This window comes from Actinoplanes sp. GCM10030250 (genome assembly GCF_042666575.1).
Taxonomy (GTDB): Bacteria; Actinomycetota; Actinomycetes; order Mycobacteriales; family Micromonosporaceae; genus Actinoplanes.
This window is the reverse complement of the sequence record NZ_JBHTDO010000030.1, coordinates 1-12,559: the sequence shown is the minus strand read 5'-3', so window position 1 is coordinate 12,559 and position 12,559 is coordinate 1. Positions and strand designations below refer to the sequence as shown.

At 66.6% G+C, this 12,559-nt stretch carries 13 protein-coding genes; 5 read left to right on the top strand and 8 right to left on the bottom strand.

Annotated elements, in window-relative coordinates; genetic code table 11:
- Positions 1-20 precede the first annotated feature (20 nt).
- A complete protein-coding gene (locus ACFQV6_RS31380; protein ID WP_378031250.1) occupies positions 21-521 on the bottom strand; it encodes a nitroreductase/quinone reductase family protein in 501 nt (166 codons plus the stop codon).
- A gap of 369 nt (positions 522-890) precedes the next feature.
- Here ACFQV6_RS31380 and ACFQV6_RS31375 point away from each other — a divergent pair, with 369 nt between their 5' ends.
- Entirely contained in the window at positions 891-1,109 is a 219-nt protein-coding gene (locus ACFQV6_RS31375; RefSeq protein WP_378031249.1) for a hypothetical protein, read from the top strand.
- Between the two features lie 955 nt (positions 1,110-2,064).
- On the opposite strand, the gene ACFQV6_RS31370 is transcribed toward ACFQV6_RS31375, so the two are convergent.
- Positions 2,065-3,207, bottom strand: a complete 1,143-nt coding sequence (locus tag ACFQV6_RS31370; protein WP_378031248.1) for an aminotransferase class V-fold PLP-dependent enzyme — start codon at positions 3,205-3,207, stop codon at positions 2,065-2,067.
- Positions 3,208-3,492: 285 nt separating this feature from the next.
- On the opposite strand from ACFQV6_RS31370, the gene ACFQV6_RS31365 reads away from it, so the two are divergent.
- Positions 3,493-4,017 carry a DUF427 domain-containing protein gene (locus tag ACFQV6_RS31365; protein ID WP_378031247.1) on the top strand — a complete coding sequence of 175 codons (525 nt, stop codon included), beginning with the start codon at positions 3,493-3,495 and terminating at the stop codon, positions 4,015-4,017.
- 111 nt (positions 4,018-4,128) lie between these two features.
- Here ACFQV6_RS31365 and ACFQV6_RS31360 read toward each other — a convergent pair whose 3' ends face one another.
- On the bottom strand, positions 4,129-5,070 hold the full coding sequence (locus ACFQV6_RS31360) for a formylglycine-generating enzyme family protein (RefSeq protein ID WP_378031357.1): 942 nt from the start codon (positions 5,068-5,070) through the stop codon (positions 4,129-4,131).
- A 14-nt stretch (positions 5,071-5,084) separates the two neighbouring features.
- Entirely contained in the window at positions 5,085-6,587 is a 1,503-nt protein-coding gene (locus tag ACFQV6_RS31355) for an arylsulfatase (protein WP_378031246.1), read from the bottom strand.
- A gap of 272 nt (positions 6,588-6,859) precedes the next feature.
- Here ACFQV6_RS31355 and ACFQV6_RS31350 point away from each other — a divergent pair, with 272 nt between their 5' ends.
- Both ACFQV6_RS31350 and ACFQV6_RS31345 read left to right on the top strand, forming a co-directional pair.
- The gene (locus tag ACFQV6_RS31350; protein WP_378031245.1) at positions 6,860-7,036 is read left to right on the top strand and encodes a response regulator transcription factor; all 177 of its coding nucleotides are present in this window, start codon (positions 6,860-6,862) and stop codon (positions 7,034-7,036) included.
- A 34-nt stretch (positions 7,037-7,070) separates the two neighbouring features.
- Positions 7,071-8,009: an HAD family hydrolase gene (locus ACFQV6_RS31345; protein WP_378031244.1), complete on the top strand. Its 939-nt coding sequence runs from the start codon at positions 7,071-7,073 to the stop codon at positions 8,007-8,009.
- Positions 8,010-8,253: 244 nt separating this feature from the next.
- Here ACFQV6_RS31345 and ACFQV6_RS31340 read toward each other — a convergent pair whose 3' ends face one another.
- From ACFQV6_RS31340 to ACFQV6_RS31325, 4 genes are all read right to left on the bottom strand, one after another.
- Positions 8,254-8,811: a hypothetical protein gene (locus ACFQV6_RS31340; RefSeq protein ID WP_378031243.1), complete on the bottom strand. Its 558-nt coding sequence runs from the start codon at positions 8,809-8,811 to the stop codon at positions 8,254-8,256.
- Between the two features lie 7 nt (positions 8,812-8,818).
- Positions 8,819-10,198, bottom strand: coding sequence for a glutamate decarboxylase (locus ACFQV6_RS31335; protein WP_378031242.1), 1,380 nt, complete (start codon positions 10,196-10,198; stop codon positions 8,819-8,821).
- A 368-nt stretch (positions 10,199-10,566) separates the two neighbouring features.
- Positions 10,567-11,178 (bottom strand): DUF4937 domain-containing protein, encoded by a 612-nt coding sequence (locus tag ACFQV6_RS31330; RefSeq protein WP_378031241.1) that lies wholly within the window; start codon positions 11,176-11,178, stop codon positions 10,567-10,569.
- 81 nt (positions 11,179-11,259) lie between these two features.
- Complete coding sequence (locus ACFQV6_RS31325; protein WP_378031240.1) at positions 11,260-11,454, bottom strand: hypothetical protein; 195 nt, start codon at positions 11,452-11,454, stop codon at positions 11,260-11,262.
- Positions 11,455-11,787: 333 nt separating this feature from the next.
- Here ACFQV6_RS31325 and ACFQV6_RS31320 point away from each other — a divergent pair, with 333 nt between their 5' ends.
- Positions 11,788-12,132, top strand: a complete 345-nt coding sequence (locus tag ACFQV6_RS31320; protein WP_378031239.1) for a hypothetical protein — start codon at positions 11,788-11,790, stop codon at positions 12,130-12,132.
- The last annotated feature ends 427 nt before the right edge of the window (positions 12,133-12,559 follow it).

Here is a 12,559-nt window from a genome sequence, read left to right as displayed (position 1 = left end):
AATTTCGGACATGCCGCCGATCAGCTGTCCCGCGACGCGTCGGAGGCGTCAGGTCGGGGTTCCAGGACCACCACCGCGGTCTCGGACGACCGCCGCGCCGCGTAGCCGTCGAGGTTCATGTCGATCTCGCGCCAGCGGGCCCACAGCCGCGACCGCTCGTCGCCTGTTGCGGCGTGCCCACGCACCAACTGCCGCCCGGCAACCAGGTCGACGGATGCGTCCGGGTGCGCCTGCAAGTTGAGCCACCAGGCAGGCTCGGGCTCACCCCACCCGTTCATGGCCAGCGAGACCAGGTTCGCGCCGTCCTCGAAATAACCGAGGAGAACGCTACGCTGCTGACCGGTGCGGCGCCCGGTGGTGGTCAGGCGCAACGTTCCGTAGTGGTTGCCGTGTGGTCGTGACAGTCCGACCCGGCCACCAGAGCCTTTGTACAGACCCCGATGTACCGACCAGGCCATCCGCATGACCCAGCGGGGCGGAAGCCACGGCTTCCTCGCCAGGTGCTCCTCCGATTCAGTCACTCCCGCATCGTATTGGCCGTTGTCACGCACGGGACGACAGCTGGCAGCCGCAGAAGGCCGGTGAGCCGCCCGCTGCACAGCACCACGCGATCATGGTGCCGGACCCGCCGGAACGGCATCGCCCCGCAGGCAGCGACCGAGCCTGATCAAAATCAGACGAACTGAACTAGCCACCCCGTGCGCTGGCCACGGTCGCGGTCGTCGCTTACCGTAGCCAGGCCTCGCGGTGCTGGCGTCCGCTCCTGCCGAGAAGACTGCGTGGGATTGGTTCGGCAAATGTTCGCTGAGTGAGGCTGAGTCCGCGTGGATTGCGGTCGGCACGACCTCGGCTCGCTTGATCCATGAGCACGCGCGTAGGACGATTTCGTTGTGGCACTGCTCATTGAGGTTCATGTTCCGTATGACGAGGGGACCTCGTTCGGGGACTACTTCGTGTTTTTCCTGGCAGGAGCGGACGAGGAGAGCCTGTTAGCGGCGGGCTCTCGGGTGGCGGCTCTCGGCTGCGTACCGGCCGGGGCGTTCGCTTTGGTTACCGATACCGAGGCACCCGACATGGGCACCGGCCACCGGGTAGACCTGCCGATCTGAGCGAAGACCTGGCCGAGGCGGCCGCCGCACCCGGCCGAACTGCCACCATCTTCGCCGCTTGGCTGTTATCTGAAAATCCATGCTATGCCAAGAGCAATCGACATGAGCGCAATCAATGCGTGGGTGAAGATCAATATCCTCGCCTGATGATCGCGGGGTCCGGCTCCTGAGGCTCCCAGTCTGAGAAGCGACAGACCTACTCGCCGGTAGGAGCCGGCCCCTTCAGGCTTGGTTGATTCGTAAATGCTTCTGTGTAGACTTAGCAGTTCCTCATCAAGCTTACTGAGGGCATGTTCCGCCCGTGACTGATGGACGCTTACCCAGTGCCTCGAAACTTCCGCGTTCAATATGGCGAATACATTCACTGCAGCAACTACAAAGAAAATGATTGCGAACGCACGAAGAGCCCCTTTTGTTGCAACTGCAGTCAATCCGAGAGCAACAACTGAGGCGCTCAGCACGCTGCCACTGATCTGGAGGCGGGTATTTTCGTGCTGGGCGATTCGCGCGTATTGCAACCCATAGTAGGAAAGCCAGATGTCTCGCGCCTCGTTTGCGGCGGGCGGATTAGGTTCGCGTGTCGTCAAAGCGCAAACCCCTCCCTGCTCCGGGCGATGCTGAAATCTGCTCGGCGAACCCCAATCATCCGACAGGCAGCCTCGCAGGTGCAATACCCCGAAAATCCGGGAGAGTTTCCGTGCCGGGCGTTCGCCGGTGTTCGAGCGCATCGATGGTCGCCCTCCGGCATTCGTCGACCATCCGCTGTTGATCAAAGCTGTGATCGTCGTTGTGGTGTGCTGGTATCGGACACCGAGACCGCTCATTCCGCTACTGCCGCCGATGGCGCCTCACTCGAAGGCAGAGGCAAACGCCCCATCTGGTCGTCCTACTCACATGCCGCGATGAGAGTGCGGCTGGGGCCAGGACGAAGCTACGAACGGTGCGGATTACGCCATCAGAGACTCGAGACCATGGTCGTGACAAGGCGGTCGACGTCTGACGGGGTGATGTGCATGTGTGGCGACACCCGGATCGCGTCGCCCCGGCGTGCCACGAAACAGTTCGCGGCCTTGAGGGCGGCGGCGACCCGGTCGGCCGCGCCGGTGGGGACGTGCAGCCCGAGCAGGTGCGGGCCGCGCGGCTCGGTGGCAGTGACGCCGATCCCCGCGGCCCTGACCCGCGCGGTGATCTCGTCGGTCACCGTGGCGAGGACGGCGGCGATCCGTGCGGGACCCCAGGCGAGGACCTGCTCGAGCGCCGCCACCGCCATCGGGGTCAGTTCGAACAGCGTTCGTGCGCCTTGGTCGTAGCGCCGCGCGCCAGGCAGGTACTCGTTGCGGTAGTCGACGAGTCGGGCGAAGTCGTCCGAGCCGGCCCGTAAGATCCAATTCTCCTCCAGCGGCCGGCCCTGGCGATGCTGCTCGGCGACCCAGAGGTACCCGCGTCCGAACGGGCCCAGCAGCCACTTGTAACCGACCGAGACAACGAAGTCAGGGCGTAGCGCGGCGACGTCAAGCGGCATCACGGCGAGGGACTGACTGGCGTCGACGACGAACCGGGCGCCGGCCTCGTGGGTGCGCGCGGCGACCTGCTCAAGGTCGACCAGCCCACCGTCGGTCCAGTGGACGTTGGGCACCGAGACGATCCCGACCCGCTCGTCGATCGCGGCCAGGACCGCCTCCGTCCAATTCTGCCCGGGCGCCCGGGTCACCGTACGGATGCCCGCGCCGGTGCGCTCGGCTACGCGGCGCCACGTGTAGACGCCGGACGGGTACTCCTCTGCGAGGACGAGGATCTTCTGCCGAGCATCGAGCGGGAGATTCGCTGCGGCGACCGCGAACCCGTAGCTGGTCGCCGGCACCAGCGCGATCCCCTCGGCATCGCCGCCGACAAGCCGCCCGGCCAGTGTCCGCAGCCGCTCCACCTCGGCGAACCAGTCAGCCTCGTCGATCTCCCAAGGCCGGGCCCGCCGGCGCAGCGCCGATTCGCCGGCAGCGCGGACCGCATGCAGTACCGGCGACAGGCTGGCCGCGTTGAAGTACGCGACCTCGTCCGGCACGTCGAACAGATGCCGCTGGGAACCCCACTCAACGACCACACCCGACCTTAACGTCTCCCGCGGGGAAACCGGGACAGCCAGAACAGCAACCACGGTACGCAGCGCGGCAGCGTGATTTGAGCCGTGATCAGGTGGCGACCCTCTGAAGAAGCTCTCTCATGGCCGCTGTTCGTGTGCTGGCCGACGCCGGGCTTTCGCGCACCATCGCGGACGGTGCTACAGCTGCGTGGATCGGATCCGCGGCGCCGCGGCGCGAAGCGCAGGCAAATGCAGCAACTTCCCGGATCCGTGCATTCCACACCCGGGCAGACGTACGACGTTCGCGTGGGGGACGACGTCCGTGAGCGCGCCGCGTTCCGCCCGGACGACGCGGACCTCGCCGGTCACGTCGTGTTCGACTTCGACGCGTTCGACTGGACGGAGGAGGACGAGCCCCTGTTCTCGCACCCGCGCGATCCGTTCTCCCGCGTCGACGCGCGGCGCAGCAGCCGGCATGTGCGCGTCGAGCGGGACGGTGTGCTGCTCGCCGAGTCGCGCACTCCGACACTTGTGTTCGAGACGAACCTGTACCCACGGTTCTACCTGCCGCGCGAGGACGTCAAGGCGGAGGTTCTGCCCAGCGACATGGTGACGGCGTGCCCGTACAAGGGCCACGCCACGTACCTGTCGTTCGCGGCGGGGCAGAATCTGGCCTGGGCCTACCTCAACCCGCTGCCTGACGCGTCGCCGCTCGCCCGTCTGGTCGCGTTCTTCGACGAGGTTGTCGACGTGACAGTCGACGGTGTCCCCCGGCAGCAGCCCGATTCGCCGCTCGCCGATGTCATGAAGGACGAGTTCGGCGTCTCCTGAGGCATCGACCCTGCCCGGTTCGGCGTTGTTTCCTCGGCCAGTGGCCGGTGTTTCGGGGATGGGCGGACCGCCTCGTCGACGACGAATGAGGGCGGGCAGTCCGGGCAGGGATCAGTTGACGGCGGGTGCAACGCAGCGGAAGCCGATGTGGCTCATGCCGGTGTCGACCATGTGCGGGCGGCGGGCGGCGGGCCGGTACCGCAGGCAGTAGCTGTCCGCGCACAGGAACGAGCCGCCTTTGACGACTTTGCGGGGGATCCGGATCTGCGGTTGCGCCGGGTCGTAGCTCTGCTCCCGTACGCCCCCGCGGGGATCGTGAGGTGAGCAGCAGGGTGAGAGGTCGGCCCACCGGCGTTCGGCGTACCAGTCCTGGGTCCACTCCCAGACGTTGCCGGCCATGTCGGACAGGCCGTAGGCGTTGGCCGGGAACGAGCCGACCGGCATGGTCTGGCCGTAGCCTTTCTCGGCCCGCCAGGGGAAGTCGCCATGCCAGTAGTTCGCCCTCGGCTGCCGCGGCGTCTCCGGGTCGTCGCCCCAGGTGTAGGTCGCCCCGTCGAGGCCGCCGCGGGCTGCGCGCTCCCACTGAGCCTCCGTGGGCAACGCGAGCCCGGCCCACGCCGCGTAGGCTTCGGCGTCCTCGGAGGCGACGTGCACGACCGGGTGGTCGCCACGGCCGTCGAGGTCGCTGTCCGGCCCGTCCGGATGCTGCCAGCACGCGCCCGGCGTCCAGGCCCACCACTGGCTGAGGTGGCGAAGGTCCACGGGGCCCGGCGTGCCGACGAACACCATGGAGCCGGCCACCAGATTCTCGACCGGGGCACCGGGGAAGTCGGCCGGGTCCAGGGGCCGCTCGGCGACCGTACGGTAGCCGGTCTCGGCGACGAACGCGGCAAACGCTGTGTTCGTGACCGTGAACCGCGCCGCCCAGAATCCGTCGACCTGCACCACCCGCGCCGGCGACTCCTCGGGGTAGTGCTGGTCGGATCCCATCCGGAACGCACCCCCGGGAACCCACACCATGTCGTCCGCCGGCGGCGTCGCGGTCGCGGACATGGTGGTCGGCTCGGTCACGGGCTACCGATGCCGCTCTGCAGCTTGGCCAGTACCTGCTCGAGGCTGAAGCTGGCCGGCTTCTGCCGCCGGGGGAACTCGGCGAGACTTTGCAGCATCTGGTTCACGTACGCCTGCATCGGTATGACGATCCATGCGTGGTCGAGGACCCAGTCGTAGTAGGTGTTCGAGGTGATGTCGGCCCGCTCGTAGGGGTCGGTGCGCAGGTTGAAGATCTTCGGGATCCGCAGCTCGGTGAACGGCTCGAACCACACCCGCAGCGTTCCGGGCGCCCGCTGCTCCAGAAAGACCAATTTCCAATGGGCGAATCGCACTGCTGTCAGGTCGCCGTCGTCGGAGACGTAGAAGAAGTGCTTGCGGGGACTTTCCTGCGCCTCACCGGTGAGGTAGGCGGTCTGGTCGAGGCCGTCAAGGTGCACCTTGAACCGGATACCGCTCAGGTCGGCGCCGGCCTTCAGCTGATCGACGATGTCCGGCACGCCTGCAGCAGCGAGCAGGGTCGGGAACCAGTCGGCGTGGCTCACGATCCCGTTGAACACGGTTCCGGGGGCGATCCGGCCCGGCCACCGCACCACCGCGGGCACCCGGTAGGCACCTTCCCAGTTCGAGTTCTTCTCGCCACGGAACGGCGTCATACCACCGTCCGGCCAGGTGTTCATGTGCGGGCCGTTGTCGGTGGAGTAGACGACGATGGTGTTCTCGGCGATGCCGAGCTCGTCAACCAGCCCAAGTAGTCCGCCGACCAGCTTGTCGTGGTCGACCATTGCGTCGTGGTAATCGGACTGCCACCGCCCCGCCTGGCCCTTGCTCTCCGGCTTGACGTGCGTTCGGAAGTGCATGTGGGTGGCGTTGAACCAGACGAAGAACGGCTCTTCGGCGTCTGCCTTGTCCCGGATGAAGCTGGACGCGGCGGCAAGGAATTCCTCATCGACGGTCTCCATCCGCTTCTTGGTCAGCGGGCCGGTGTCCTCGATACGCTGGGTGCCGTCCTTCTCCGCCCAGGAGTGGATGACACCGCGCGGGCCGAACTGCTGACGGAAGTTCGGCATCTCGTCCGGCGTCGGGTAGTCCTCCAGTTCGGGCTCCTCCTCCGCGTTGAGGTGGTAGAGGTTGCCGAAGAACTCGTCGAAGCCGTGCACCGTCGGCAGGTGCTCGTCGCGGTCACCGAGGTGGTTCTTGCCGAATTGTCCGGTCGCGTAACCGTGCGCCTTCAAGGCGGTCGCGATGGTCGGGTCCTCCGCCTGCAGGCCGACGGTCGCGCCCGGCATACCGACCTTGGTGAGCCCGGTGCGGATCGGGTTCTGCCCGCAGATGAACGCCGCCCGCCCGGCGGTGCAGCTCTGCTCACCGTAGTAGTCAGTGAACCGGGCTCCCTCGTCCGCGATCCGGTCGATGTTCGGTGTTCGGTAGCCCATCAACCCGTCGCTGTAGCAGCTCAGGTTGGAAATTCCGATGTCGTCTCCCCAGATGACGAGGATGTTGGGCCGGTCCGTCGGCATCGTCAGCCTCCGCGTTGTGGACGTCGAGTGGCACGCATTCCCTGGCAGTGAACGCCGAGTGCCCCGCCGGCCGCCTCATCCCGCCCGGGTGAGGACGGGGCAGCCCGGTGCCAGCCAGTGATGTTGATCGCTGAACGCGCGGCGGGAACAGTCGAGCATGACTCTCCGGGGGTGGCACGGATGGCAGTGGATCAAAGGTCGAGGGCACCGTCGAAACGGGCAGACCGCCGCGCGATGCTGGCCGTCGCGGTACTCGGCTATGTGCTCGCATCTTGGGCGGGCAGCGCGAGACCGAGGTACTGCGTTATCTACCCACCGTGTTGACCGCCGCCGAGATAGCTGCCGGCCTGGGCGTCTCGGTCAACACGGTCAAGGCCCATATGAAGGCCATCTATCGCACGCTCGGTGCCGCCCGGCGCAGTGCCGGTTACCTCACCCCGCAAGGGTGATCCGCAGTTCTGCCCGCCAGCCGATCGTGGACTGATGACAGCAACGACCGCTGGTGGCAGCCCGACCGCGACACTGCCGAGCTGGCGGGACGGGGCGACCAAGCACGCAATTCTGGAGTTCGTCCAGCGCGCGATCAACGAGGTACCGATCGAGGATCGGGTAGCCGTCTTCGACAACGACGGCACACTGTGGTGCGAGAAGCCGATGCCGATTCAGCTCGACTTCATCCTGCGCAGGTTCGTGGAAATGGCCGAGACCGATCCCTCACTGCGAGCCCGACAGCCGTGGAAAGCTGCCTACGAGCAGGATTTCGGCTGGCTCGGCTCTGTTCTGACCGACCATTACGCCGGCGACGACCGCAAGGCCGGTGTCTTCACCGCAGGTCTGCTCACGGCGTACGACGGGATCACGGTCGAGGACTTCGAGGCGCGGTCCGCGCAGTTCCTGCGCGAGACGAAACACCCCACCCTGGGCCGTGAGTATCTGCGCTGCGCCTATACGCCGATGGTCGACCTGCTGCAGTACCTGAGCACCAACGGCTTCACCAACTACATCGCCTCCGGCGGCGGCCGCGACTTCATGCGCCCGATCAGCGACGAGGTGTACGGCATCCCCCGCGAGCGGGTGATCGGCAGCACCGTGGCGCTCGCCTACCGAAGCGACGAGCACGGCGGCACGATCATCCACAAGGCCGAGGCCGACTATTTGGATGACGGCCCGCAGAAGCCGGTCCGGATCTGGAGCCGGGCCGGTCGTCGGCCGTTGCTGGCCGCGGGCAACTCCAACGGCGACATCGCCATGCTCGATTTCACCCGGCACGCGGACAAGCCGTTCTTCCGCCTGCTCGTCCTGCACGACGACGAGGCTCGGGAATTCGGCTACACCGAGGGAGCCGAGGAGGCGCTCAAGGAGGCGCAGCGCAGCGGATGGACGGTGGTCAGTATGCGTGACGACTGGTCAAGGGTCTTCTGACGTCTGGAACCAGACCGGCCAGGTCGACTGCCTGGGTTTCGGCCTTCGGCGCCGTGTCTCCTGTGCGGCGTTCGCCAGGCCCTGGGCGACGGCGCGGCGCGGCGGCGTCCTGCACAGTCAGCCACGGCGAGCAACGCCGATCATCATTCCCCGCGGATGACCGCGCGGGGCCACTGTGCTCACGGTCTCCAGCGGTCCGCCGCGTCTTCCAGGCGAGGTTCAGGTGAAGTGTGGTGGGGCAACATCACCCGGGACCGCCGGCGGGCGCGTCACTCGTACGGGACGAACGCAGCCCCGGCACTGCGCAGGCAAGGAAGCACGCGGCGCCCAGCGTGGTGTTCACGTTGGCGACGGTCTCACTGACCATCGACCCGGTGGCCGGTAGGACGTACCCGGCCGCCGCCGAGGCGCCGAAGAAGACGCAGCCGAGCAGGTTGACCGCGGGCTGCCAGCCGCGCCGGCCGGCGCGCTGATACGCGATCACGCCGGAGATCAGGAAGCAGATCGAGCCGAGCAGGTCGGGCCGCCACACCCGGTGGTCGTAGGTGTCGCTGGAGACGGCGACCTGCATCGCGCGGAAGGTGCTGACGTTGAAGTAAACCGTACCGATCGCTTGACTGATCGCGGCCCACCGGGCCGCACGCCCGCCGCCCGCCTTGACCTGCAGCGCGCCCCCGGCGGTGAACAGGATCGACCCGATGAAGAAGGTGGCCGCGTCGGCGGCGGCGCCGACCAGTTCGGCGTAGGCCGGGATGGGACCGATCAGGAAGCAGACCGACCCCAGCGCGAAGCACCACGCCATCGCCACCTCAGTGGTGGAACCCGGCAGCGTCGGCCCCGCCCCGCTGCTGCTTCTCCAGCAGCTGCACCTGGCGGCGCAGGTCATCGACGAGCATGTCGGCCAGGTCGTGGGTGAACCCGCGCCGGATCACGACCCGCAGCACGGCGAGGTCCTCCCGGTTCTTCGGGAACGTGTACGCGGGAACCTGCCAGCCGCGTCCCCGCAGCGCCTGCGACACGTCGAAAACCGTGTAGCCGGTGACCTCATCGCGCAGTTTGATCGCGAACACCGGCAGCTCGTCGCCACGGGTGATCAGCTCGAATGAGCCGAGTCCGGCGATCCGCCCGGAGAGCCGGGTAGCGACCTCCCGGGCGTAGCCTTGGACCCTGGCGTATCCGGCGAAACCCAGCCGCAGAAAGTTGTAGTACTGCGCGACGACCTGCGCACCCGGCCGGGAGAAGTTCAGCGCGAAGGTCGGCATGTCGTCGCCGAGGTAGTTCACCCAGAAGATCAGGTCTTCCGGCAGGGCCTTCGCGTCACGCCACACGATCCAGCCGACACCCGGGTAAACCAGGCCGTACTTGTGCCCGGACGTGTTGATCGAAGCCACCCGGGGCAACCGGAAGTCCCAGGTCAGGTCAGGGTCGAGGAACGGTGCGACGAACGCGCCCGAGGCGCCGTCGACGTGCACCGGCACGTCGATGCCGGTCCGCTCCTGGAAGGCGTCCAGCGCCGCGCAGATCTCGCCGACCGGCTCGTATGAACCGTCGAACGTGGAGCCTAGGACAGCGACCACACCGATGGTGTTCTCGTCGCAGTACTCCTCGAGGCCCTCAGCGGTCAGGTGGTACCGGTCGTCGTTCATCGGGACGAGACGCATCTCGACGTCCCAGTAATTGGCGAACTTCTCCCAGCACACCTGGACGTTGATGCCCATCACGATGTTGGGCCGCACCGCCGGCCGGCCGGCGGCCTCGCGCCGCCGCTGCCAGAGACGCTTGAGCGCCAGGCCGCCGAGCATCGCCGCCTCGCTCGACCCGGTCGTCGAGCATCCGGTCGCCTGCTGGGCGTCCGGCGCGTGCCAGAGACGACTCAGGATGTTCACACACCGGGTCTCGATCTCCGCGGTCTGCGGGTACTCGTCCTTGTCGATCATGTTCTTGTCGAAACACTCCGCCATCAGGCGGTCGGCCTGCGGCTCCATCCACGTCGTCACGAACGTGGCCGCGTTGAGCCGGGCGTTCCCGTCCAGCATCAGCTCGTCGTGCACGATCTGATAAGCGACGTCCGGCGCCAGCTCGCCCTCCGGCAATTCGTGGCGAGGTATGGACACTCCCTCGGCGCCAAAATGGGGCGCTACGGCAAGGGCCTCGGTGGATTGGCGGTCGGCCTTGGGGTGCTTCAGCATTGACGTCTCCCGTCTTCAGGCACCCCGCCATCGAAGCCGCCGGGGCGGGCGGACTGCCTCCTCCCCACCGGATGACCAGTGCCCCCAACGAGCGGCTACCAGTTCCTATCCGATGTGCTCACCATCTCGCGGCAGGAGGCTGAGCACGCCGACATCACCCCGGGCAACACCGTGCTGGTGTCCGTCCTCCACCCGAGGTCATCGAGGGCTGGACGGAGGGTGGGTCTACAACTCCGCGATATTCAACGCACCCGGCAACAAAACGCAGGTAGGCGCGTGGCGTCGGACCCTATGCCGTACTGGCGAGTGCAGTTGACGGCCGGAGGCGACTGGAGACTGATCAACCCCTGACCGAGGCCACGTGGGAATCAACCAAGGACGGTCCAGCTCGGCTCGAGGTCGACCACGTCACCGGTGACAGCGTCGAGATCGACTGTCAGCCCCGCTCGCTCGCGCAACTGGCCGAAGCGTTCGTCGAGGTAGCGCTGGTGATCTCCGGCCGTTCTCCATGCCGACAGCACCAGAAACTCCGCCTCACCGCTTTGCGCGAACACGCCGCCGCACATGCCTGGCGCCGCTGCCATGCCGGGGTTCCACACATCGGCCTGCGCCCGGACGAAATGGGCCTGGCGGCGCTTCCGCACATGGCAATGCGCGAGCCGCAGCAACGAAGCCGCGGAATGGTCGGCGGGGAAGCCCTCGCCGATGACGAGCCGCTGGTCGAAAATGCGTACCCGAACCTCATCGAAGGTGCCTACCTGAGCCGCGGCAATGCGGTCGTGCGCGCCGCCCATGAATGCCTGGTAGCTGGCCGGATCGTTCCATAGGCCGAAGATCTGTGCCACGCCGGCCGTGTTCCTGCTCCAGCCACCACCCTGACCCAGGAAGCCAGGAACGCCGTGAAGCTCAGCCCACGCTTGCTGGCCAACGCCGAATGCCACACGGTCCGGTGCCCAGCACGTGATCCATTTGACCAGCACGGAGAAACCATAGCCGGGAGCCCGCCATCCGGATCTGCCGCGGAGCGAGTGCCCACCCGACCGGCCCTGCTGACGGATGAACTAATCCCACCAGAGGGTCATCAGCCGTTGCCCTTCGGGCACGGGAATCTCGATGGTCGGCGGGTAGCCCGTCCACCAGCGTGACCCGACTTCCGGCTCGGGCTGGAGCGCGGCGGTAAAGCGCAGCACTTCGGGCACGGAGGCCCTGGCGACAACGTAGACATGATCGCTGAAAGGCCATTCGTTGTCGCCCATGACCTCGGTGATACCTACCCGCACATCTTCAACGTCGGGCCGCTCTCGAAGCGCGAGCAGGGTGGCATGAAACTCCTGGATCCCAGCCGAAGGTCGACATTCAAGAAAAAGGTGATTCGAGTGCCGATGCGCATGTCTTGATCAATTCACCTTCATGCCGCCGATAGCGCAGACGACGCACCTGAGGCTCACTCCCTAGGGATGCCAATCCCCACGTGCATGTAGGGACCAGTCGCATAGAGCCCTGCGCTGGGCGACGGAGTGTCGTGGTGCCGCCCATCGCGCGGTCGCGGACTTCCCCGACAACCTGGCTTGCGCGGGTACGGTGACCGCGTGAAAGACGAGTTCATCGCTGCGGCGGCTGCGGAGCAGGCGTCGGGAACGGTCGCGGAGATCAGTGCGGTGCTCAACCGGCTGCCCCGTGAGTTCCTCCGAGGAACGGACGACCGGGTGGTCGACGCCGTCGATGCGCTGATGGACGAACTGTACCGGCAAGGCCGGCTGCATTGCCCGGGACACCGCTGGTTGAACGGCCCTCCACCGCCGTCGATCCGCGAGCACCTCGTGCGCCTGCATGCCGACGGCAACCTGTTCCGCGACGCCACAACCGGCATGTGGATGTGGTCCCGGTTCACCTCGTACTTCACGGTCCCCGTGAAACGCCGGGCAACGCATTAATCACTTGATGGTCAGCCCGGACCCGTTACGACTCCAGCTGTACCACTAGTAGGCGTTCGCGCTCGGGCCGCCCAGGGCGCCGAGCCTGACTACGACGTACCCGTGCTCGCGCGACACGTTCACCGGGCCGCCGGCCGATTCTCGACAACGGCACCGTCGGCATCGACACCTCAACCGCCACCCAAGTACATCCTCACCGCCCTCATGGCCTCCGGAACGTCACCACGATTAAAAACCCGACCATGCCGATGAGCGTGTGTTGCCAAATGGACCAAAATAGACAGGATGCGATAAATTCCGCACCACCCCAAACTGGCAAAGCACCTGAACTCACATAACACATCAAGTACGTGAATCAGGCGCTCTCTCAGACCGGCGGAGGGCCGTACACCGGTTCACCGAACGGCTCACTCGACGAGTCCCACCC